The sequence below is a fragment of the Mesorhizobium sp. M6A.T.Cr.TU.016.01.1.1 genome (assembly GCF_003952585.1).
In the GTDB taxonomy this organism is placed as follows: domain Bacteria; phylum Pseudomonadota; class Alphaproteobacteria; order Rhizobiales; family Rhizobiaceae; genus Mesorhizobium; species Mesorhizobium mediterraneum.
Window position 1 is genome coordinate 988,923 of record NZ_CP034452.1, and the last position, 21,623, is coordinate 1,010,545.

At 62.6% G+C, this 21,623-nt stretch carries 24 protein-coding genes and 1 pseudogene; 19 read left to right on the forward strand and 6 right to left on the reverse strand.

The genetic code is table 11. From position 1 onward, the window contains the following. Nucleotides 1–17: 17 nt before the first annotated feature. Genes EJ075_RS04615 through EJ075_RS04640 form a run of 6 tightly spaced genes read left to right on the forward strand, consistent with a single transcriptional unit; the run spans nucleotide 18 to nucleotide 5,532 of the window. The gene (locus EJ075_RS04615; protein WP_126103550.1) at nucleotides 18–1,910 is read left to right on the forward strand and encodes a sugar phosphate isomerase/epimerase and 4-hydroxyphenylpyruvate domain-containing protein; all 1,893 of its coding nucleotides are present in this window, start codon (nucleotides 18–20) and stop codon (nucleotides 1,908–1,910) included. A 5-nt stretch (nucleotides 1,911–1,915) separates the two neighbouring features. After that, nucleotides 1,916–2,716: a 3-oxoadipate enol-lactonase gene (gene pcaD, locus EJ075_RS04620; RefSeq protein ID WP_126107236.1), complete on the forward strand. Its 801-nt coding sequence runs from the start codon at nucleotides 1,916–1,918 to the stop codon at nucleotides 2,714–2,716. Beyond that, on the forward strand, nucleotides 2,713–3,117 hold the full coding sequence (gene pcaC, locus EJ075_RS04625) for a 4-carboxymuconolactone decarboxylase (protein WP_126103551.1): 405 nt from the start codon (nucleotides 2,713–2,715) through the stop codon (nucleotides 3,115–3,117). The genes pcaD and pcaC overlap by 4 nt, the downstream gene beginning before the upstream one ends. Continuing rightward, the gene (gene pcaH, locus EJ075_RS04630; protein ID WP_095483676.1) at nucleotides 3,114–3,872 is read left to right on the forward strand and encodes a protocatechuate 3,4-dioxygenase subunit beta; all 759 of its coding nucleotides are present in this window, start codon (nucleotides 3,114–3,116) and stop codon (nucleotides 3,870–3,872) included. Before pcaC ends, pcaH begins: the two co-directional genes overlap by 4 nt. Then, nucleotides 3,872–4,486 carry a protocatechuate 3,4-dioxygenase subunit alpha gene (pcaG, locus tag EJ075_RS04635; RefSeq protein WP_126103552.1) on the forward strand — a complete coding sequence of 205 codons (615 nt, stop codon included), beginning with the start codon at nucleotides 3,872–3,874 and terminating at the stop codon, nucleotides 4,484–4,486. Before pcaH ends, pcaG begins: the two co-directional genes overlap by 1 nt. Next, nucleotides 4,483–5,532: a 3-carboxy-cis,cis-muconate cycloisomerase gene (locus EJ075_RS04640; RefSeq protein ID WP_126103553.1), complete on the forward strand. Its 1,050-nt coding sequence runs from the start codon at nucleotides 4,483–4,485 to the stop codon at nucleotides 5,530–5,532. The genes pcaG and EJ075_RS04640 overlap by 4 nt, the downstream gene beginning before the upstream one ends. Before the next feature lie 17 nt (nucleotides 5,533–5,549). Here the strand turns inward: EJ075_RS04640 and EJ075_RS04645 are convergent, their stop codons facing one another. From EJ075_RS04645 to EJ075_RS04655, 3 genes are read right to left on the reverse strand one after another with little or no spacing between them, the layout of a single operon-like run. Then, nucleotides 5,550–5,837 carry a hypothetical protein gene (locus tag EJ075_RS04645; protein WP_206437533.1) on the reverse strand — a complete coding sequence of 96 codons (288 nt, stop codon included), beginning with the start codon at nucleotides 5,835–5,837 and terminating at the stop codon, nucleotides 5,550–5,552. 1 nt (nucleotide 5,838) lies between these two features. After that, on the reverse strand, nucleotides 5,839–6,510 hold the full coding sequence (locus EJ075_RS04650) for a 3-oxoacid CoA-transferase subunit B (RefSeq protein WP_126103554.1): 672 nt from the start codon (nucleotides 6,508–6,510) through the stop codon (nucleotides 5,839–5,841). A 1-nt stretch (nucleotide 6,511) separates the two neighbouring features. Continuing rightward, on the reverse strand, nucleotides 6,512–7,243 hold the full coding sequence (locus EJ075_RS04655) for a 3-oxoacid CoA-transferase subunit A (protein ID WP_126103555.1): 732 nt from the start codon (nucleotides 7,241–7,243) through the stop codon (nucleotides 6,512–6,514). Between the two features lie 138 nt (nucleotides 7,244–7,381). Between EJ075_RS04655 and EJ075_RS04660 the strand changes: the two genes are divergently transcribed. The 3 genes and pseudogenes from EJ075_RS04660 to EJ075_RS04670 form a co-directional block, all read left to right on the forward strand. Then, nucleotides 7,382–8,143 (forward strand): IclR family transcriptional regulator C-terminal domain-containing protein, encoded by a 762-nt coding sequence (locus tag EJ075_RS04660; protein WP_126103556.1) that lies wholly within the window; start codon nucleotides 7,382–7,384, stop codon nucleotides 8,141–8,143. Nucleotides 8,144–8,264: 121 nt separating this feature from the next. Continuing rightward, nucleotides 8,265–8,402 carry a hypothetical protein gene (locus EJ075_RS33345; RefSeq protein ID WP_206437534.1) on the forward strand — a complete coding sequence of 46 codons (138 nt, stop codon included), beginning with the start codon at nucleotides 8,265–8,267 and terminating at the stop codon, nucleotides 8,400–8,402. A gap of 224 nt (nucleotides 8,403–8,626) precedes the next feature. Then, nucleotides 8,627–8,953, forward strand: a pseudogene (locus EJ075_RS04670) (type II toxin-antitoxin system VapC family toxin); the annotation flags it as partial. A gap of 152 nt (nucleotides 8,954–9,105) precedes the next feature. Here EJ075_RS04670 and EJ075_RS04675 read toward each other — a convergent pair. Continuing rightward, the gene (locus EJ075_RS04675) at nucleotides 9,106–10,011 is read right to left on the reverse strand and encodes a LysR family transcriptional regulator (RefSeq protein ID WP_095483669.1); all 906 of its coding nucleotides are present in this window, start codon (nucleotides 10,009–10,011) and stop codon (nucleotides 9,106–9,108) included. A 135-nt stretch (nucleotides 10,012–10,146) separates the two neighbouring features. Here EJ075_RS04675 and EJ075_RS04680 point away from each other — a divergent pair, with 135 nt between their 5' ends. The 10 genes from EJ075_RS04680 (at nucleotide 10,147) to EJ075_RS04725 (ending at nucleotide 19,353) form a co-directional block, all read left to right on the forward strand. Further along, a complete protein-coding gene (locus tag EJ075_RS04680) occupies nucleotides 10,147–10,869 on the forward strand; it encodes a LamB/YcsF family protein (RefSeq protein WP_126107237.1) in 723 nt (240 codons plus the stop codon). 66 nt (nucleotides 10,870–10,935) lie between these two features. Then, on the forward strand, nucleotides 10,936–11,169 hold the full coding sequence (locus EJ075_RS04685) for an acetyl-CoA carboxylase (protein WP_013533152.1): 234 nt from the start codon (nucleotides 10,936–10,938) through the stop codon (nucleotides 11,167–11,169). Continuing rightward, nucleotides 11,169–12,533: an acetyl-CoA carboxylase biotin carboxylase subunit gene (locus tag EJ075_RS04690; protein ID WP_095483668.1), complete on the forward strand. Its 1,365-nt coding sequence runs from the start codon at nucleotides 11,169–11,171 to the stop codon at nucleotides 12,531–12,533. Before EJ075_RS04685 ends, EJ075_RS04690 begins: the two co-directional genes overlap by 1 nt. 9 nt (nucleotides 12,534–12,542) lie before the next feature. Continuing rightward, nucleotides 12,543–13,418, forward strand: a complete 876-nt coding sequence (locus EJ075_RS04695; protein ID WP_126103558.1) for a carboxyltransferase domain-containing protein — start codon at nucleotides 12,543–12,545, stop codon at nucleotides 13,416–13,418. Then, complete coding sequence (locus EJ075_RS04700) at nucleotides 13,408–14,379, forward strand: biotin-dependent carboxyltransferase family protein (protein ID WP_126103559.1); 972 nt, start codon at nucleotides 13,408–13,410, stop codon at nucleotides 14,377–14,379. The genes EJ075_RS04695 and EJ075_RS04700 overlap by 11 nt, the downstream gene beginning before the upstream one ends. Before the next feature lie 250 nt (nucleotides 14,380–14,629). After that, entirely contained in the window at nucleotides 14,630–15,382 is a 753-nt protein-coding gene (locus EJ075_RS04705; protein ID WP_095483665.1) for an ABC transporter ATP-binding protein, read from the forward strand. Beyond that, nucleotides 15,379–16,113 carry an ABC transporter ATP-binding protein gene (locus EJ075_RS04710; protein WP_013533157.1) on the forward strand — a complete coding sequence of 245 codons (735 nt, stop codon included), beginning with the start codon at nucleotides 15,379–15,381 and terminating at the stop codon, nucleotides 16,111–16,113. The genes EJ075_RS04705 and EJ075_RS04710 overlap by 4 nt, the downstream gene beginning before the upstream one ends. A 1-nt stretch (nucleotide 16,114) precedes the next feature. Then, nucleotides 16,115–17,020: a branched-chain amino acid ABC transporter permease gene (locus EJ075_RS04715; protein WP_095483664.1), complete on the forward strand. Its 906-nt coding sequence runs from the start codon at nucleotides 16,115–16,117 to the stop codon at nucleotides 17,018–17,020. A 4-nt stretch (nucleotides 17,021–17,024) separates the two neighbouring features. After that, entirely contained in the window at nucleotides 17,025–18,116 is a 1,092-nt protein-coding gene (locus tag EJ075_RS04720) for a branched-chain amino acid ABC transporter permease (RefSeq protein ID WP_126103560.1), read from the forward strand. Nucleotides 18,117–18,159: 43 nt separating this feature from the next. Beyond that, complete coding sequence (locus EJ075_RS04725) at nucleotides 18,160–19,353, forward strand: ABC transporter substrate-binding protein (RefSeq protein ID WP_126103561.1); 1,194 nt, start codon at nucleotides 18,160–18,162, stop codon at nucleotides 19,351–19,353. Nucleotides 19,354–19,508: 155 nt separating this feature from the next. On the opposite strand, the gene EJ075_RS04730 is transcribed toward EJ075_RS04725, so the two are convergent. Together EJ075_RS04730 and EJ075_RS04735 are read right to left on the reverse strand one after the other, a co-directional pair. Further along, on the reverse strand, nucleotides 19,509–20,177 hold the full coding sequence (locus EJ075_RS04730) for a nuclear transport factor 2 family protein (protein ID WP_126103562.1): 669 nt from the start codon (nucleotides 20,175–20,177) through the stop codon (nucleotides 19,509–19,511). Then, the gene (locus EJ075_RS04735; RefSeq protein ID WP_126103563.1) at nucleotides 20,174–21,556 is read right to left on the reverse strand and encodes an aspartate aminotransferase family protein; all 1,383 of its coding nucleotides are present in this window, start codon (nucleotides 21,554–21,556) and stop codon (nucleotides 20,174–20,176) included. Before EJ075_RS04735 ends, EJ075_RS04730 begins: the two co-directional genes overlap by 4 nt. Nucleotides 21,557–21,623 lie beyond the last annotated feature (67 nt).

Below are 21,623 nucleotides of genomic sequence, written 5' to 3' on the forward strand. Positions count from 1 at the left end.
CCAGGGAGGAGGCGCGTTTGAAGACTTCGATCGCGACGGTGTCGATCGCCGGTGACCTGGCGGAGAAATTCGCGGCAATTTCCGCCGCGGGCTTCGACGGTGTTGAAATCTTCGAGAACGATTTCCTCGCCTTTGACGGCTCACCGCGCGACGTCGGCCGAATGGCTGATGACGCAGGTTTGACCATAACGCTCTTCCAGCCGTTCAGGGACTTCGAGGGTTTGCCGGAGCCCCAGCGTAGCCGCGCTTTCGACCGTGCCGAGCGCAAGTTCGACGTCATGCAGGAACTCGGCACCGACCTGATGCTGGTATGCTCGTCGGTGTCGCCGGTCTCGCTTGGCGGGATCGACCGGGCGGCCATGGACTTTCACGAGCTTGGCGAGCGCGCCGCCAAGCGCGGTCTGCGCGTCGGCTACGAGGCATTGGCCTGGGGGCGTCACGTCAACGATCATCGCGATGCGTGGGAAATCGTGCGCAGGACTGCGCATCCGAACATCGGGCTGGTTCTCGATTCTTTCCACACGCTAGCCCGCAGGATTGAACTCGGCTCCATCCGTTCGATACCCGCCGACAAGATCTTCATTGTCCAACTCGCCGACGCGCCGTTGATCGAAATGGACTTGCTCTATTGGAGCCGGCACTTCCGCAACATGCCAGGCGAAGGCGATCTGCCGGTGCGACAGTTCATGCAGGCGGTCGCGGCAACCGGTTATGATGGCTATCTGTCGCTCGAGATTTTCAACGACCAGTTCCGTGGCGGGTCGGCAAAGGCGATCTCCGTCGACGGACGGCGTTCGCTCGTGTGGTTGATGGATCAGGTGCGGCGTGAAGAACCGGCACTTGACGTTGCTATCCCGCCCATGCCCGACCGCATCTGGGTTGGAGGGGTCGAGTTCATCGAGTTCGCGGCCGATCGCCAGGACGCCGGACAACTTGGATCGCTGTTGCGCATGCTCGGCTTTGTCGAGGCCGGTCGACACGTCTCGAAGGACGTCACGCTCTACCGCCAGGGCGAGATCAATATTGTCATCAATACGGAGCGGCAGGGCTTCGCCCATTCTTCCTTTGTTGTCCATGGCACATCGGCATATGCGATGGGCCTGAAGGTCGAGGACGCCGCCGCCACGGTTGCGCGCGCCGAGGCGCTGGGCGCGGAGATCTTTCACCAGCGGGTCGGCCCTGGCGAGCTGTCGATCCCGGCGATCCGCGGCGTCGGTGGCGGGCTGATCTACTTCCTCGACGCCAAGACCGACCTGGCGAAGGTCTGGGACATAGAGTTCACGCCGGTCATGCCGACAAGTTCCGGCAATGGCGTCGGCCTCACCCGCATCGATCATGTCGGGCAGACCATGGCACAGGAGGAGATGCCGAGCTGGTTGCTGTTCTATGTCTCGATCTTCAGGACGACCAAGACCCCTATGGTCGACATCGTCGATCCGGCCGGCCTCGTGCGCAGCCAGGTGATAGAAGGTCTGGACAAGCGCTTCCGCCTCACGCTGAACGGCGCCGAGAGTCATCGCACCCTGGCTGGCCATTTCATCGCCGAAACCTTTGGTTCCGGCGTCCAGCATTTCGCACTCGCGACCGATGACATCTTTGCGACGGCGGCGAAGCTGCAGGCCAACGGCTTCGAACCGCTTCAGATATCGATGAACTACTACGACGACGTAGAGGCGCGCTTCGGTTTGGATCCGGAGGTCGCCGATCGGTTGCGCTCAGCCAATGTTCTTTATGACCGCGACGACAACGGCGAATTTTTTCAGCTCTATGCGCCGACATTCGGAGAGGGGTTCATTATCGAGTTTGTTGAACGGCGCGGCGCGTATGCAGGATATGGTGCGCCGAACGCACCATTCCGCATCGCCGCGCAAAAGCGGCTGATGCGGCCCAAAGGAATGCCAAAGATATGACCGGTATGAACTTTGCTCGCATCAACGACGCGACGATCCACTATCGGTATCGTCCCGCAGCTGGCAGGCCGACGGTCGTCTTCGCGAACTCGCTCGGCACGGATATGCGCATCTGGAACGAGGTCGAGCGAAGGCTCGCCAACGACTGCACGTTCGTTGCATTTGACAAGCGCGGACACGGTCTGAGCGAACTGGGTGACGCGCCACAAACAATCGAGACCCATGCGACGGACCTTGCAGGGCTGCTCGACCATCTTGGCGTAAAACGCGCTGTGATCTGCGGGCTTTCGATCGGCGGCGTCATTGCGCAATGCCTTTACAAGACGCGGCCGGATTTGATCGAGGGGTTGATCCTTTGCGATACGGCCGCGAAAATCGGCACGACCGAGATGTGGAACGGGCGCATCAACGCGGCGCTGTCGGAGGGCATCGCGAGCTTTGCCGACGACGTGATGCGAAAATGGTTCACACCGGATTTCCATAAGAATCGCGGCGAGGAACTGGCAGGGTATAAAACGATGCTGACGCGCCAGGATCCGGCCGGCTACGCTGCTGCCTGCGCAGCTATCCGCGACGCCGATTTGACCGCTACGACCGCCGCGATTAATGTGCCGACACTCTGCATTGTCGGCGATCAAGACGGATCGACGCCGCCTGAACTGGTGGAATCGCTGGCCCTCTCAATCCCCGCCTCACGGTTCGAGGTCATCGCCGGTGCGGGCCACATCCCATGCGTCGAGCAGCCGGGAAGGCTCGCAGGGCTGATCCGTGGCTTCCTGAACGACATGCGAAGGGAGCGCGAATGAGCAAGCCACAACACGGCGCCCGATACGTCGAAGGGATGACGACGCGCCGTTCGGTGCTGGGTGACGCCCATGTCGACCGCGCAGAGGCGGCCAAGACCGAATTTGACATTCCTTTCCAGGAACTGATCATGGAGGCTGCATGGAGCCACGTCTGGTCGCGGCCGAACATCACCAAGCGCGAGCGTTCTATGATCACCATCGCGCTGCTCGCCGCGCTGAAGCAGGATGAAGAAGTCGCGATGCATATCCGCGCCAGCGTCAATACCGGGGCGACGCGCGACGACATACGCGAGGCGCTGCTGCATGTGGCAATCTATGCCGGCGTGCCGGCGGCAAATCACGCGATGAAGATCGCCAGGAAGACGTTCGACGAAATGGATGCTCAAGCCGGCAAATCATGACCAAGTCGCGCTTTCCCGCCAACCGCACGCCGGAAATCGGCGCCTTCTTTCAGCGCGACCGCAACTGGCATCCGCCGGCCTTCACGCCAGCCTACAAGACTTCGGTGCTGCGCTCGCCGCAACGGCCGCTTCTTTCCCTCGACAACACCCTGTCGGAGCTTACCGGGCCGGTCTTCGGCCACAATATTCTCGGTGAGCTGGACAATGACCTCATATACAATTTTGCCGGGCCGGGCGAAAGCGCGATCGGGCCGCGCATCCTCGTCTATGGCCGCGTACTCGATGAGCGCGGCATCGGCGTCGCCGGTGCGCTGCTGGAGATATGGCAGGCCAACGCAGGCGGACGCTACCGACACAAGAAGGAAACCTATCTCGCGCCGCTCGATCCGAACTTCGGCGGCTGCGGCCGCACCATCACCGGCGAGGATGGCTCCTATTGTTTCCGCACAGTCCAGCCGGGGCCATATCCCTGGCCCAACGGACCTAACGACTGGCGTCCAGCCCACATCCATTTCTCGATCTTCGGGCACGGCTTCGCGCAGCGCCTGATCACCCAGATGTATTTCGAGGGCGATCCGATGATCTGGAGGTGCCCGATCGTGCGGACCATCAACGACCGCCGCGCTATTGAAGGCCTCACCGCCGCGCTCGACATGGAGGCAACGATGCCGATGGATGCGCGGGCATACAAATTCGACATCGTGCTGCGCGGCCGCCGCTCGACGCCGTTCGAAAACCGCATCGAGGGCAGCTGATGGTCCAGGGTCTCAGCCGGCTGAAGGAAAGCGCCTCGCAGACCGCGGGACCCTACGTCCATATAGGGCTGACGCCCAACTTTGTCGGCATCTCGGGCGTCTATGAACGCGACCTTGGCGCCGCGATGGTCGCCGACAAGACCAAGGGCGAGCGCATCAGGGTCAACATCCGGGTGATCGACGGCGCCGGCTCGCCGCTGAAAGACGCGCTTGTGGAGATCTGGCAGGCGGACGCCGCCGGCATCTACAATTCGCCCTCGGATCTGCGTGGCTCCGCCGACCCGAATTTTACCGGCTGGGGCCGGCTGCCCACCGACATGACGACGGGCGAATGCATGTTCGAGACCATCAAACCCGGTCGCGTGCCCTTTTTTGACGGCCGCAAGATGGCGCCGCATTTGACGGTGTGGATCGTCGCGCGTGGAATCAACATTGGCCTTCACACCCGCATGTATTTCAGCGACGAGGAAACGGCCAACGCCGAGGATCCCGTCCTGATGCGTATTGAGCAAAGAGAGCGCGTGTCAACGCTGGTCGCGCCGCGCGATGGCGACATCTATAAGTTCGACATTCATCTTCAGGGCATGAACGAGACGGTCTTCTTCGACATATGATCGCAGCATTCGACAGTCCCCTCCTGTCCGGGCTTCTCGGCGATGAGAAGATGGCGACGCTCCTCGGCGTCGAGGCCGAACTTGCGACGATGCTGCAATTCGAGAAGGCGCTCGCCGACGCAGAAGGCGCACTCGGCATCGTCCCGGCGGCTGCAGCAAGCGCAATCGGACGCGTCCTCGACAACTTCCGGCCGGACATTTCGGCCCTGAGGGACGGAACGGCGCGCGACGGCGTCATGGTGCCGGAGCTCGTGCGGCAGATCAGGCATGCTGTGGGAGAGCCGCATTCGGAGCATGTGCATTTCGGTGCGACCAGCCAGGACGTGATCGACACGGCCATGATCCTGCGAATTCGCGCCTGTATCGACCTGTTGGAAGAACGGCTTTCGGCACTGGTGGTCGCCTTTGCCGATCTCGGTCATCGGTTTGGCGATCGCCCGCTGATGGCCCGAACCCGAATGCAGGCAGCGATCCCGATTTCCGTAGCCGACCGCGTCACAAGCTGGCGCGAACCGCTCGTGCGCCACCACGAGCGGCTTCAATCGATGCGAAGATCGGTTCTCGTCATCCAGTTCGGCGGCGCCGTCGGGACACTCGAGAAGTTCGCAGACAAGGGAGCCGCCGTCCGTGCCGCGGTGGCCGAGCGGCTGAGCCTCGGCGACGCGCCGCAATGGCACAGCCAGCGCGACCGCATCGCTGAGCTGGCCAACTGGCTGTCGCTTGTGACGGGCGGCCTCGGCAAGTTCGGGCAGGACATTGCGCTGATGGCGCAGGCAGGCGACGAGCTGCAACTGGCGGGCGGCGGTTCATCGTCGGCCATGGCGCACAAGCGCAATCCCATCGATGCCGAGATGCTGGTGACGCTCGCCCGCTACAACGCCGTCCAGCTCTCCGGGACGCATCATGCGCTCGTCCACGAGCAGGAGCGCTCTGGCGCCGCCTGGACGCTGGAATGGTTGATCCTGCCGCAGATGCTCATGGCGGCTGGAGCATCGACCTGTGTCGCGGACAGGCTGCTGAGCAACATTACGGCGATCGGAGCCTAGAGCGGGATGCATTCAAATTAAACTGAACATCCCGCTCTATATATTTGTTTTAGCTGCATTTCTGCGACGCCAATTGATTCCACTTGGCTGCAAAATGCTCGCGCCACGTTGCGATTGTCTTCGCCCGCCTGATTGGCGCAGCCGAAGATTACATCGTCCACGGCCTCCCAATCGACGCCGCCGTTGCGCGCTAGCAACGCCTTGAGCGGAATGGCGCCGAGAACGTCGGCCCGTACCGAAGAGAGTGCCCCGCCAAAGCGGCAGATCGGCGTGCGGATATAGTCGCCAATGAAAACGTCCGTCATCCTAGAGTTCCGGGACGATCAGGTCGGCAACAGTGCCGGTCACCAGCAATTCGGCGCCAGTGACGGCCTGCAGATCATCGAGGGACAATGCGGGCAGCTTCTCGCGCAGGACGAAGCGCCCGCCCTCGATGTCGATCACCGCAAGCGAGGTATAGACGCGCGTCACGCAGCCGACGCCGGTCAGAGGCAGGGTGCAGCGCCTCAGAAGCTTCGGCTTGCCGTCTTTCGTCACGTGATCGGTAATCACCGCAACGCGCCGGGCACCATGGACGAGGTCCATCGCGCCGCCTACCGCCGGCACCCCATTTGGCCCTGTCGACCAGTTGGCGAGGTCGCCACTCTCGGCTACCTCATAGGCGCCGAGGATCGCCACATCCAGATGGCCGCCCCGCACCATGGCGAAGCTGTCCGCGTGGTGGAAGAACGCGGCGCCAGGCTTCAGCGTCACCGCCTTCTTGCCGGCATTGATTAGATCCCAGTCCTCTTCGCCTTTCGGCGGAGGCTCGCCGAAGTTCAGGATGCCGTTTTCGGTGTGAAAGATCGCCTCCCGACCGGGCGGCTGATACTGCGCCACCTTCTCGGGAAAGCCGATGCCGAGATTGACATAGGCGCCGTCCTGAATGTCCTGCGCGGCGCGCCAGGCGATCTGGTTGTTGGTCAGCTTCACAATCATCTCAGGCAATTTCCGGATAGACGGCGTTCGCGCGGTTCAGATCTTCTTCCTGCCGCGGATGGGCGACCGCGACCACCTTCTGGACGAAGATGCCGGGGGTGATGACGATTTCGGGGTCGATCCCTCCCGCCGGCACGATCCGCGTCGCCTGCACGACGGTCTCCGCCGCCGCCATGCACATCAGCGGATTGAAGTTCCTCGCGGCCGCCCGATAGGTGAGATTGCCATGGGCGTCGGCAATCTCCGCCTTCACGAGCGCTACATCGCACTTGAGCCAGCGTTCCTGCACATAGCACCGTCCGTCGAATTCAGCGACCGGCTTGCCCTTCGCGAGATCCGTTCCGTAGGACGTCGGCGTATAGAAGGCCGGGATTCCTGCCCCACCCGCGCGGATGCGCTCGGCAAGCGTGCCCTGCGGCACCAGCTCCAGCTCGATCTTCCCGGACAGATAGAGATCGGTGAACACCACCGGATCAGCAGAGCGCGGGAAGGAGCAGATCAGCTTCTTCACCATCCCGGCCCCGATCAGCGCGGCGAGGCCGACATGGCCGTTGCCCGCATTGTTGTTGATGATCGTCAGGTCCTTCGGGTGCCCCGTGGCGCGGAAACGGTCGATGAGCGCGTGGATCAACTCGATGGGCGAACCCGCCCCCCCAAAGCCTCCGATCATCACGGTCATGCCGTCTCCGATCCCCGCCACCGCCGTGGCGGGGTCTGCGACTGTCTTGTCCATCCGAGTTCCTCTCAGTTCCGTGGCACAAAACGCCTGCGGCAAAGCGAGGGATAGGCCCGGCCCGAGCTTCCGTCCATTCAGCTTGTGCGATATGATGCATTTGTTCGCATATCGCTCAAGATTGAGGTAAGAAGCAGCATGACCGTCACCGAACGCGACCTGATGAGCGGCCTCGCCAAGGGCCTGGCTGTGATCGAGACGTTCAGCCCCAACCACCCGCGCCAGTCGATCTCCAAGGTCGCGGCGGCCACCGGGCTAGATCGGGCGACGACACGGCGGTGCCTGCTGACGCTCGCACATCTCGGCTATGCCGATTATGACGGGAAGTTCTTCACGCTGACCCCGCGCGTGCTGCGGCTGGGCACGGCTTGCCTCGCCACCATGCCGCTGCCGCAACTCGTGCAGCCGTTGCTCGACCAGTTGTCCGACGAGATCGGGGAAAGCTCCTCGGTCTCGATCCTCGATGGCGCCGAGATCGTCTATGTCGCCCGCGCGGCGCAGCGAAAGGTGATGTCGATCACGTTGATGCCCGGCTCGCGCCTGCCGGCCTATTGCACCTCGATGGGCCGTGTGCTGCTCGCCGCCCTGCCCGAGGCCCAGGCGCGGGAGCGGCTCGGTTCCGTCCCCCTGCCCCGTCGCACCCCGCATACGCTTACGGAGCCCGAGGCGGTCATGGCCGAGCTGGCTCGCGTTCGGGCAGAAGGCTATGCCGTCATCGACCAAGAGGTCGAGGTCGGCCTCCGCTCCATCGCGGTTCCCCTGGTGACGGCACGCCGTGTCATCGTCGCTGCCGTCAATCTCGGGTTGCCGGCCCGCAGCGAGCCGATCGAAGAGCTCGCAGCGCGCTATCTCTCGGCGCTTCAGACCGTCAGCTCGAGAATGCAGGAAATCCTACGCTGAACATGGTCGCGCAATGGTTCAGCCCGGACGACCGCGCCGGCGGGCGCGGAACCAACTCGCGACGCCTGTAGCGTGGCTCGCCAGTGGGAAGCCGCTCCCAGGCGCCTCCTGGCGGGAAGCGATGGCGCCGCTCGACGCGCAGAGCTGCGCCATGTCGATGTCGGTGAAGCGGAACGAGGCGGATCTCGTCGACAACGAGAAGGCGGCGACCGGTGGCGCAAGCGCTTACCGAGGTCAGCGAGGACACAGTCATCGCTGACTGCACACCCAGTCCGGGATCAACGATCCGTCACTAGTCCAACTGTGTACATCACGGAGTTCGCAGGAAGTTTGATCGATCATCATATTACATCTCCTAAAGACTCACGGGCTTTGTGCTGGCGAGCGATCAGGGGCGTGCATCGCGAAGCGTGCAATTTGGAGGACAGCTTGTTCTCCGTCACGGCAGTAGGTTCGCAGGATGGAATGGGCTGAAGAACCCCGCTTCTGATCAGCGACTGGACCATCACCGAGATGTCCTCGGCGATGGCTATCAAGCTGCGGACCGGGCAGGTCAACCTGGAGCAGCGCGCGGCGGCGCTCGCCATGTTCAACAAGCTGATCGCCGAGAGCTTCAACGTGCTGCCAGTGACGGGCGGGCATTTCCGGGCGGCGGCGAAGTTCGCCGATCAGCATACGCTCGGACTTCGCGCCGGCGATGCTCTGCATCTAGCGACAGCGTCGGAGCATGGCGCCACGGTACACACGCTCGACCAGCGGCTTGCCGAGGCCGGTCCGATGCTCGGCGTGCCGACGCAGCTGCTGGCATAGTCCAGCCCTCCTGCCCCGCCGACCATGCCGGGCGCCCGTGGCTGGTGACTGGACCGATGAGCAGAAGGACGCGATCGTCGCGGACTATTTCACGACCATCCGCTGTCCAACCAGCGAGCCTGAGGTAGAGCGTCTGTCTGACGGGCCGGCGGTTAGCCGCCGCCGCCCATGGTCACGGACATGAAGGCCCGGAAGGCCGCTGCCGCCGGGTCGATTGGTCTGTCACGCGACCAAGCCAGGCCGACATCCATAGTGGGGATCGGCTCGACAAGCCCGCGCACTTCGATGCGCTGCCCCTCCAGGGACCAGGGGCGGTAAACCATGTCAGACAGGACAGTGACCCCCATGCCGGCAGCCACGAGCGACCGCACGGCCTCGACCGAACTGGTGGTAAGGACGGCGCGGAGCGAAAGGCCCGCGGCATCCCAGTAACGGGCGGCCGTCGTGCGTGCCTCGTCCACCGTCAGCATGACATAATCTTCCGCCGCCACATCGGCGAGGCTGATTTCCTGCCGCGCGAGCAGATGATGATCAGCCGAAAGCCAGAGCCGGCGGTTCGACCGCATCAAGACCTCCTGCGCCAATTCCTCGGTGTGCTCCAGGTTGGACACCAGCATCACGGCCATGTCGATGTCCCCGCACATCAAGCCGCTTTCGAGAGCGTCTCGGGGCAGTTCCAGCACCTCGACCTCGATCTCGGGATAGGTCTTTCGAAACCGCGCGTAGTGGCGCGACATGTAGTAGCCGACGACCGTGTAGGTCATGCCCAGCCGCAGCTTGCCCGCCAGGCCTTTCCTATCGCGCAACGGACTTCGGACGGCGGCTGCGACCGCCCCGGTGATAACACGCGCATGTTCAAGAAACCGCGCGCCCTCCATCGTCAATCTTACGCCAGCGTGGTTACGCTCCAAAAGCCGTACGCCCAGGTCAGCCTCAAGCGTCTTTATCGCCGCAGTGACCGCCGATTGTGAGATGTTGAGTTCCACCGCGGCATGACTGACCTGTCCGCTCTCGGCGGTCGCGATAAAATAATCAAGCTGTTTCAAGGTGATGGTCATGGTGCGCTCCGGCCCAGAACCATTATCTGTTTTTTTGATATGACAATCAATAAACTACTATTTCACAAATGCCCGCGCATGCGCAAAAAATGCTGCAACGCCGCAAAGACGGCAGCTTCGAGGGGTAACAATGCGATGGCGGTGACGCTAAACTGCGACATGGGCGAAAGCTTTGGCCTCTACAAGGTTGGTGATGATGTGGGCATGATGCCGATCATCGACGTTGCCAATATCGCCTGTGGTTTTCACGCTTCCGATCCGGATCACATGCACGCCGCCGTCCGCAGCGCCAAGGCGAGTGGCGTAAAGATCGGCGCCCATCCAGGCTTGCCGGACATTCAGGGTTTCGGACGGCGCGAGATGCGGATGACCCGCGACGAAGTCAGGAACACCATCGTTTACCAGGTGGGAGCGCTTGCCGGCTTCCTCAAGGCCGAGGGTGTGGAACTCCACCATATCAAGCCGCATGGCAGCCTTTACTTCATGGCCATGCAGCAGGAGGCCGTCGCCCATGGCGTGTGCGACGCGGCAGAGGTTTTCGGCGTACCCCTCTTCGGCATGACGGGCACCCTGCACGAGAAGATCTATCAAGAGCGCGGTATCCCATTCGTCGCCGAGTTCTATGCCGATCTCGACTACGATGCCTCCGGCAAGCTGATTCTGACACGCGTTCATGACGCCAAGGACCCCGCAGAGATGGCCGAGCGTTGCGTGCGCGCCATCAGCGAGGGTGAGGGCACGGCAGAGGACGGCAGTTTCTTCCCTGTGCGCTGCGAAACCATCTGCGTGCATTCCGATACGCCGAACGCCATCGAAATAGCCAGGGCCGTGCGCACTGCAATCGCCCCTTGGCACTGAAGTCGACCGAAACCGCCCGCGCAGGCGGTTACAAATTAGCCTGTCAGCAGTTTTCCGGAGCTTTTTATGGCCCAGATCCTTTCGCCTCTTCCCGGCACCTTTTATCGGAGCGCTTCGCCCGACCAGCCGCCCTACAAGGCGGATGGCGACGCGGTTTCCGCCGGAGACGTAATCGGTCTCATCGAAGTGATGAAGTCGTTCCACGAAGTGAGGGCCGAGACGGCCGGTACGAACATCCGCTTCATTGCCGACAATGAGGACCCCATCATGGCCGGCGCACCTATTGCGGATCTCGACTGATGCTGAAAAAGCTTCTGGTTGCCAACCGGGGCGAGATAGCGGTCAGGATCATCCGGGCCGCACAAGATCTGGGCATCGCCACCGTGGCGGTGTACTCGGCCGCAGACGCGGGATCGCTCCACGTCCAGCTTGCAGACGAAGCGGTCAACATCGGCCCACCGGCAGCAAAGAAGTCCTATCTCAACGTCGAAGCAATTCTGAAGGCTGCCCGCGACACCGGTTGCGACAGCGTTCATCCTGGCTATGGTTTCCTTGCCGAGAATGCCGCGTTTTCCGACGCGGTCACAGGCGCTGGATTGGTCTTCGTCGGCCCGTCGGGAGATGCGATCCGGATGATGGGAGACAAGGTCTCGGCGCGATCGGCCGCTGCCGCTGCAGGTGTCCCTGTGGTGCCTGGCTCGGCTGGCCGGGTCGAGGGCCTCAAGGCTGGCCACGAGGTGCTGACCGAAACCGGTTTTCCGGTGATGATCAAGGCTGCGGCGGGCGGCGGCGGGCGGGGCATCCGCATTGCGAACTCGCTCGCAGAGTTCGAACAAGCCTTTCCTCAGGCCGAAGCAGAAGCTCTCGCCGCCTTTGGCGACGGTGGTCTCTACATGGAAAAGGTGATCGGCAAGGCCCGCCATATCGAAGTGCAGGTACTGGCAGACGGAAGCGATGCCATCCACTGCTACGAGCGGGAGTGCTCGCTGCAGCGGCGACGCCAGAAGGTTTGGGAGGAGGCGCCGTCGCGCGCACTTTCCGACAGGCTGCGCGAGGAGCTCTGCGCTTCGGCGGTCGCTTTGGCCAAGGCGGTCAAATACTCTGGTGCCGGCACGGTGGAGTATCTTTATGACGATGAAGCAGACCGCTTTTACTTCATCGAGATGAATACCCGTATCCAGGTTGAGCACCCGGTCACCGAGGCGATCACCGGCATCGACCTCGTTGCGGAGATGCTTCGCATCGCCGGCGGCGAGAAGCTGCGGATTCGGCAAGGCGATGTCTCCGTCAAGGGGCATGCGATCGAAGTCCGGCTCAATGCCGAAGACCCGGCGAAGGAGTTCGCTCCATTCCCCGGGCAGGTGGCCGAGCTTCGCATTCCCGGCGGTCCGGGCGTACGCTTCGATTCCATGCTCTACCAAGGCTATCAGGTGCCGCCCTTTTATGACTCGCTGCTTGCCAAGCTGATCGTGCATGCAGAGACGCGCGAGGCGGCGATAGTGCGCCTGATCCGCGCGCTCAACGAGTTGAAGATCGGCGGGCTCAATACCACCAAGCCGCTGTTTCTTGCGCTGGCCGCCGATCCGGCGGTGCGGGCGGGAGACGTGCATACCCGCTGGCTGGAAGGCTGGCTCATCGAAAACGCCGCAGCATTGGCGGGTTAAGGAGGATCGATGTCGATACGATTCAACTTCGGCGGTGACGAACATATCTTCGGCGAGGTGTCCGAGGAAATGTCGCTCACCTCCTTCTTTACCGGCCTTTCGATGACCAACGCGGTGCGTACGGCAGGCATCCGAGGTGTCACCGAGATCTGCCCAGCCAACGCCAGCTTCCAGATTCGCTTCAACCCCGACATCGTCAAGCCCCAGGATTTGCTCAGCGAACTGAAGTCGATGGAAGAGGCGGCCTCAAAGGCAGACCCGGTGCTGAAGACCCGGATCATCGAACTGCCGGTTTATTTCCAGGATCCGTGGACGCGTGAAACCTGCTTGCGCTTCCGCGAGCGCCATCAGGACCCGTCCTCCACCGATCTTGAATATTCGGCACGCATCAACGGCTACGCCACGGTGGAAGAGTTTATCGCTGCCTATTCCGGCCAGCCCTGGTTCGTATCCATGGTCGGCTTCGTCGCTGGACTGCCCTTCCTGTACCAGATGGTTGAGCGCAAGAAACAGATTCAGGCGCCGAAATACTTGCGTCCACGCACCGACACTCCCAAGCTCACCATTGGCCATGGCGGCTGCTTTGCAGCGATCTATTCGGTGCGCGGCGCTGGCGGCTACCAGATGTATGGCATAACCCCGGCCCCGATCTACGACCCGACCAGGAAGGTGCGCTACCTCTCCGATGACATGTGCCTGTTCAAGCCAGGCGACATCGTCAAGTTCAAGGCCATTGGCCGCGATGACTACGACGCCACGCTGGAGGAAATCGAAGCCAATCGGTGGCAGCCGACGGTTCGCGAGTGCACCTTCAGCCTAAAGGACTTCAACAGCGATATTTACGGCACCAATGCAAAGCTGATGGAGCTTATCAATGGCCGTTAAGGTAATCTCTCCCGGCCTGTCCACTTCCGTGCAGGACCTTGGCCGACCAGGCCACTATCATGTTGGCATTCCCGAAGGCGGCGGCATGGACCGCTTTGCCACACGCATCGCAAACCTGCTTGTCGGAAACGATCCGGATGCTGCGGTGCTCGAAGCCACCTTCATGGGCCCCGAACTCGAATTCACCCAATCCGCAATCATCGCCGTCACGGGAGGAGACCTCCCACCCAAACTTAATGGCGAGGAACGGCCGACCTGGGAAAGTTTTCCGGTGAAGGCGGGTGACCGGCTTTCCTTTGGCTTCCTCAAGGGCGGCGCGCGCGCTTATCTGGCCGTCTCCGGCGGCATCGACGTACCGGTGGTTCTCGGTTCGCGCTCAACTTACATTCTGGGCGCACTCGGCGGCCATCAGGGCCGCACGCTGAAGGCGGGCGATGAGCTTCCCGTCGGCGAAGGTTCCGGCAAAGCCGGTCTTTCGCTGCCTGCAAATCTGCGCCGCGCGCGGAGTAGTTTGGCGGAACTCAGAATGCTGCCCGGCATGTACTGGCATCGGATCACTGAAGCTGCCGGCAACCGGTTCTTTGAGGAAACCTGGAAGGTCGCGCCCGAAGCTGACCGCATCGGCTATCGCTTCCGTGGCGGAACGGCGCTGGAGTTCGTTGAGCGCGAGCAGCCTTTCGGTGCAGGCTCCGACCCCTCGAACATCGTCGATGCCTGCTATCCTTATGGATCCGTCCAGGTGCCGAGTGGCACAGAGCCGATCGTTCTTCACCGGGACGCAGTTTCGGGTGGCGGGTACATGATGCTGGGCGTGGTAATATCGGCCGACATGGACCTGATCGCCCAGCTCCAGCCGCACACCCCGGCGCGCTTCGTTCCGGTGACGCTGGAAGACGCGCTTGCCGCGCGAACCGAACAGCGCGCCGCGCTGGCGCGTGCTGAAAGGCATCTGGCCGGCTGACGTCAGCCGGGAAAAATGCCGGCAGAGGAGCCGGAGGCGAGGAGATCGGTCGGCCAAAACCGACCGCGCGTGGCGGAAGACAAAATCCGGTGCGCGAAACGACAAGACGACGCCGGGCAACGGCGTGAATTTGGCATCCGAGCAGTCCGCTAGAGACCGCCGGAACCGACAGGGGAAGACATTTGCAACGTGACTGGCCGCAAGGCTGGATGCTTCGCGCCTTTCCGTCGGTAAAAAGAAGGAAAGGGACATGAGTCATCTGAGCGCGGAGAACGTCTCGGTATCGTTTGCGGGGCTGAAGGCCCTGTCATCGGTAGACCTCCAAATCACGCCCGGCCGCATCAGTGGCCTTATCGGCCCGAATGGCGCCGGCAAGACCACACTCGTCAACGTGCTGACCGGCTTCCAGGCACCAACGGAAGGCACCATCAAGCTCGACGGGGCAGCACTCACGGGTCTCAAGCCGCATCAGGTCCGGCGGCGCGGCATCGCCCGCACCTTCCAGGGTGGGCGGCTCTTCCGCGACCTGCCTGTGCTGGACAACCTGGAGGTAACCGGCGTTGGTCTGGGAATGAGCCGGCGCGCTGCCATCGCCGAAGCGGAAGCGATGCTAGACTGGATAGGCATCGGTGCGCTGGGCACCCGCATCGCCGGGACGTTGCCATATACGGACGAGCGCCGCGTCGCCATTGGCCGCGCCCTGATGGGACGGCCCGCATACATCCTGCTCGACGAGCCCGCGGCTGGCATGAGCGCGCTGGAGGCGCGGGAGCTGTCGGCCCTGATAAGACACATCGCCGCCGATCTCGGCTGCGGTGTCCTGCTCATCGAGCACAATGTCGGGCTGGTGCTCGGCCTTTGCGAGCATATCGTCGTGCTCGATTCCGGAGCGATCATCGAGGAAGGCCCGCCCGCCGCGATCCGCGACAGCGAGAAGGTGCGCCACGCCTATATGGGCACGGCCGCGAACACCGACCTGCCTGTGCTGGAGGCGATGGAATGAGCCTGCTCGCCCTTTCCGATATCACCATCCGCTACAGCCGTCTCACGGCGGTCCGCAATGTCTCCTTCTCCATGGACGAGGGAGAGATCCTGTTCATCACCGGCCCGAACGGAGCCGGGAAGTCTTCACTGCTGCGCGCGATCGCCGGTGTTACGCCGGTTGCGGGCGGCCGAATCGATCTTGCAGGTCATGAGATCACCGGCCAGGCGCCGGAGAACATCGCCCGGCTCGGATTCTCCATGGTCCCGGAGGGGCGCGATGTCTTCGGCTCGCTGACGACCGAAGAGAACCTCCTGGTCGGAACTGGCATGCACGCCCGCGAACGCGGCTGGCGCAGCCGAGCTGCCGACGAGCTCGAAGCCGTCTACGCAACCTTCCCGATGCTGAAAGAGAGGCGGCACGGGCAGGCGGGATTGCTGTCCGGCGGGCAGCAGCAAATGCTGGTCATCGGACGCGCGCTGATGACCAATCCGCGGCTTGTAGCCATCGACGAGCCTTCGCTGGGCCTCGCCCCCAACATCAACGACCAGGTCTACGAGCGGCTGATCGCGCTGCGTGCGCAGCGCCAGCTCACGCTCCTGATCGTTGAGCAGAGCTCGGCCCGGGCGATGATGGTGGGCGGGCGGATGATCCTGATGCGTGGCGGACAGATCGTGCTCGATGGCGACGCCCGGACGCTCGGCAACGGCGAGGCGATCCAGGCTGCTTATTTCGGTTACGAGGACAATTGAGATGCTTCAGATCCTGTTCGACGCACTCTCGCTTGGTTCGCTCTACGCGCTCGGGGCGCTCGGCATTGCCCTCATCTTCGGCGTCATGCGGCTCGTGAACTTCGCGCATGGCGACGTCATCGCGTTCTGCGTCTTCGCCCTGTTGTGGCCGTCTACGGACGCAATGGCCATCGTCTTCGCCGGCCAATTGCCGTGGTACCTGCTGGTGCCCTTCGTGCTCCTCTGCGGGGCCGGGCTGTCGGTGCTGTGCGAAATCGTCGTCTTCAGGCGGTTCCGCCAGGCAAATCCGGCAACCATGATGATCGCCTCCTTCGCGCTCGGTTTCGTAATTCGCTACTTCCTGCTCATGCTTTTCTCCAGTCGGCCGAAATCGATCTCGCTGTTGCCCGAACTGTCCCAACCGGTGGAGATCCTTGGTGCCCGGCTTCCCCTCCTCCAGCTCATAACGATCGTCACTACGATGGTCATCCTGATCGGCCTGACACTGTTCCTGCGTCAAACCCGCTTCGGCCTGGAGATGCGGGCGGCGGCCGAGAACTTCTCGATGGCCCGCATGCTGGGTGTGCGTGCGAACCGGGTTATCATGGGAGCGTTCGCCCTCTCCGGCGCGTTGGCCGCAGCCATTGCGCTGATCTTTGGCGCCCAGACAGGCACGCTGGACATCCAGATGGGCGCCTCGATCATGTTGATGGCCTTCATCGCCACCGTCATTGGCGGCCTCGGCAGCCTCGGGGGGGCCGTGCTCGCCGGCTTCCTGCTGGGTGCCGCCTCGGTGATCATGCAGGTCATGCTGCCCATCGACGCCCGGCCATTCCGCGATGCCTTTGTCTATGGAGCGGTCATCCTCGTTCTCCTCTTCCGCCCGCAAGGGCTCATTGCCGCGCGCGGCACCAAGGAAAGGGTCTGATTTCATGGCTGTCGCCGCCTCCCTTGCCAACTCTACCGCTGCCGGTGCCGCGGCTGCCGAGCGAAAGCCCGCCCGCTTCGCGCTTGCCCGCCGCACAATCCTGACGCCGGTCCTGCTTTCTCTGCTGCTGCTGGCCATCGCGCTGATCACGGTGATGACCGGATCGCGGCCCTTCAACCAGACTGTGATCGACGTGTTCGTCCGTGTCATCCTCGTCGTGGGCCTATACATTTTTATCGGAAATTCGGGCGTTCTCAGCTTCGGCAATATCGGCTTCACCTGCCTTGGCGCCTACGCGGCCGCGTGGCTCACCATCAATCCGATGATGAAACGCGGTTCGTTGCCGGGACTGCCCGAATGGCTGCTGGCGACCCGTTTGCCGTACTGGCAATCGGCTGTGCTGGCGGCGTTGTTCGCCGCCCTCGCCGCTCTCATTTTCGGGCGGGTGCTGATGCGGCTATCGGGCATCGCAGCATCGATCGCGACCTTCGCGATGCTCGCCATGATCAACACAATTTATTCCAACTGGGAGAGCGTGACCGGAGCGACCTCATCGGTCGTCGGCATTCCGATCGTGCGCGTGATCTGGCCGTATCTCATCGGCGCCGTGGTCGCAATCTTCATCGCCTGGGCGCACGCGATCTCCCGGTCCGGCCTGGCCCTTCGTGCTGCCCGCGATGAGCCCACCGCCGCCGCGGCTTCCGGAGTCGACATTCCCAGGGAAAGACTGGTGGCGTTCGTCGTATCAGGCGCGGTGATGGGACTGGGCGGTGCGCTCATGGCTCATTCCATCGGCGTGGTCACACCCGATACATTCTATCTCGGTCTCACCTTCATCACCCTTTCCATGCTCGTCGTCGGCGGCATGGGCAGCCTGTCGGGGGGTGTGGTGGGTGTCGTCCTGCTGTCCGCCCTCATCCAGGCGCTGCGCTGGCTGGAGGCAGGCGTATCGCTCGGCGAGTCCACGTTCGCCCTCCCGAAAGGGGTTCAGGAAATAGCCCTCGGCGTCATCATGATCGTGATCCTCGCGCTTCGCCCGTCCGGACTCATGGGCAACCGCGAGCTCACCTTACCCCGCAGCAGTCGCAACAAGTGACCGGCGGCACAAGCCCGACCGGAAAACAAAAAAGGAGACGTGCATGACATACAAAATGAGAATTGTCGCAACCGCTCTGGCCTCGATGTCCATCGCATACCCGGCCCTGGCGGATGACGAGACTATCGTCATCGGCTTCGCCACTGCGGAGTCTGGCTTCATGGAAGCCTATGACAAGCCTGCCCAGGAGGCGGCCTTGATTCGCATCGACGAGATCAATGCGGCTGGCGGTCTGCTTGGAAAGCAGATCAAGGTTGTCAAGGCCGACACCAAGTCCGACCGGGCCGAAGGCGCCAAGGCGGGCCTCTCCGTGCTCGACCAGGACGCCGATCTCGTGGTCGTCTCCTGCGACTACGACTTCGGATCGCCGGCTGCGCTCGCGGCCGAGGACGCCGGCCATATCTCTTTCTTCCTGTGCGCGGAATCGGTCAAGGCCGGTATCCAGGGTGTCGGCCCGCACAGCTTCTCTGCGTCGGTGCTGGCGGCCGTGCAGGGAGCGACCATGGCCGAGTGGGCATTCAAGGAAAAGGGCGCAAAGGACTTCTACCGTTTGCTCGATACCTGGACGGCCTACAACAAGGGCATCTGCGACGGCTTCGACTGGATGATGCCGAAGCTCGAAGCCCAGGGCGCCAAGCTTGTCGGTGAAGACACCTTCAAGAACGAGGACGCCTCCATCGCCGCGCAGATCACCCGCATCAAGTCTCTGCCGAAGGAGCCGGATGCGATCATGCTTTGCACGATGATGCCGGGCGCTGTCTCAGCCATCAAGCAGCTTCGCGCCGCGGGTATCAACTCCATGATCCTGAACGGCTCGGGCGTCGACGGTAGCTATTGGCTCTCGGCCGTGTCCGATCTGACGAACTTCTACGTCCCCGTTCAGGGATCGATCTATGGCGACGATCCCAATCCGGCCGTGTTGAAGTTCAATGCCTCATACAAGGAGAAGACAGGCGCCGATCCCTCGAGCCAGTATGTTTTTCCGGGTTACGTCATGGTCGACGTCTGGGCCAAGGCGGTCGAGCGTGCAGGCACGACCGATGCCGACGCGGTCGTCGCGGAACTGGAAAAGATGAAGAATGAGCCGACGCTGTTCGGGCCTCGCACCTTCACGCCCGAACTGCATCACCAGAACCAGACGCGGTACCTGATCGTCGAGACCAAGGCCGGCAAGCCGGGTGTTGTAGGCAACTGGACGATTTCCGAGCCGGTACCGATGGAAGCCTTGCTCAAGTAGGAGAAGATGGGGCGGATAATCCCGCCCTTGATATGCGAAAGGCCCTGTTGCTTTGGGACGACAGGGCCTTTCGTCTTTTGAGTATCTTGCCTTTGAACAAAAAAGGAGGGCGGCCCGCTTGGACCGCCCTCATTGCCGATGAATTCAGATTTTCGCTACCCTCGCGCTTTGCGGTAGGAATCCTTGAGCGCTATGAGCTCCCCCGAAAAAGCGAAGATATCGCAGCCGTCGACTTCGATTTGCTGCCCGGCTGCCGTGGTGCCGACGAAGCGCCATGATGAAAGCCCGGTGTCGCCCGTCACGACGTGTCGTCCCCTGGTCCACACGGCTTTCGGGAAGGCATCGAACAGCGCTGCATAGGCGACGCGCACGGCGTCACGCCCCATATGCTTGCGCCCTTCGGCATCGGGGCCGGCCGAGCCGTGGAAAGCGCAATTCTCAGCCATGCAGTCCATCAGCGCGCCCACGTCGCGGGCGTTCCAGGCCGCGAGGAACCGGTCGAGCACGGCGAGCCGCCTGGCTGTGAGGTCGCCAGCCTCCACGACCTCAACCTCCAAGAATGCGAGCGGCGCATTGCCGGTATTGATGACGTTGTGAGCCACACCTGTCCGCCGCGAATAGGGCACCCCTTGGGTGAGAGCGGCTTGCGATTGCGCGCCGTCCGGGCCTTCGAGACCGAGCTTGCCGTCCGTAAGCGGCACGATGACGTAGTCATAGCCATGGATGTGCCAGCCGGTCTCGGCCCCGGCGGCAAAGCGCCATTCGGTGACCCGGAAGCGTTCGTCGTCGATATGGACGACCGGTTCGGCTTTCATGCGAGTCATTCAAGTCCCTCCTTGGCGACCGCACCGGTCAGACGCTCAAGCGTCCGGCCCATGCGCGTCATGATTTCCTTCACATCGTCTTCTGTCGAGATCATCGGCGGACAGAGCGCGAGCTGGTCGCCGATGGCGCGGAAGATGAGGCCTTCCTCGTGGCCGATCCCTCCTGCGATAGTCCCTGCGCACCCAACCTTGGCGAAGGGGCGTTTCGTCGCCTTGTCTGCCACCAACTCAACGGCGCCGATAAGACCGGTGCCCCGCGCTTCGCCGACAAGTGGGTGATCGGCGAATGAGCGGATGCCGAGCTGGAACGACGTCTCAAGGCGGGCCGCGTTTCCGATCAAGTCCCGCTCCTCGAAGATGGCGAGGTTTTCGAGACCCACTGCCGTGGCGACCGGATGACCCGACGCCGTGAAGCCGTGGCCGAAATTGCCGATCGTTGCGGTGTTGTCGGCGATCGCCTGATAGATCGCCTCCGAGAACATCACCGCGGCCAGCGGCATGTAGGAGGAGGTAATTTGCTTGGAAAGCGTCATGATATCGGGCGTGAAGCTGAATTTCTGGCAGCCAAAGGGCGTGCCGAGCCGCCCGAAACCACAGATCACCTCGTCTGCTATCAGAATGATATCATTTGCCCGGCAGATTTTCTCCACGCCTTCCCAGTACCCGACCGGCGGTGGCAGAACGCCGCCGGCTGCCATAAGCGGCTCTCCTATGAAGGCTGCGATAGTGTCAGCCCCTTCTTCCGCGATCACAGCTTCCAGCTCGGCGAGCAGACGCGCCGTGAAGGCGGCTTCGTCTTCGCCTTCCAAGCCGAAACGATAGAAGTGCGGGCAGGTCAGGTGGCGAACGGGAATCGCCGGCAGATCGAAGTCGCGATGATTGATCGGCAGGCCCGTCAGGCTGCCGGAGGCGACGGTGATGCCGTGATAGCCCTTGGTCCGTGCCAGGAATTTCTTCTTTTTGGGCCGGCCCAGCGCGTTGTTCATGAACCACACCATCTTGACGATGGTGTCGTTGGCTTCCGAGCCCGACGACGTGAAGAAAACACGCGTCAGGTTTTCCGGCGTCATCTCCACGAGTTTCTCCGCGAGCCGGATGGACGGCTCATGCGCCTTGGAGGAGAAGATGTGGTAGTAAGGCAGCTTCAGCATTTGCTGATAGGCAGCGTCGGCCAACCGCTTTTCCGAAAAGCCAACGGCCACCGACCACAGCCCCGCGAGCCCTTCGATGTATTCCTTGCCGCGCTCGTCATACACTCGGATGCCGTCGCCGCGGCTGATGATCAGCGGCCCGGTTTGTTCGTGCTGACGCAGGTTGGTGTAGGGGTGCATTGTGGTGGCGATGTCGGCGGCGGCGAGAGAGTTGGAAAGCGCGTCCATGGAAGTCCTCAGCGGCTTGTGGAATGGTTCGGGCAGTGAGTTCGAGATGGTCCTCGATCCCGTGCGT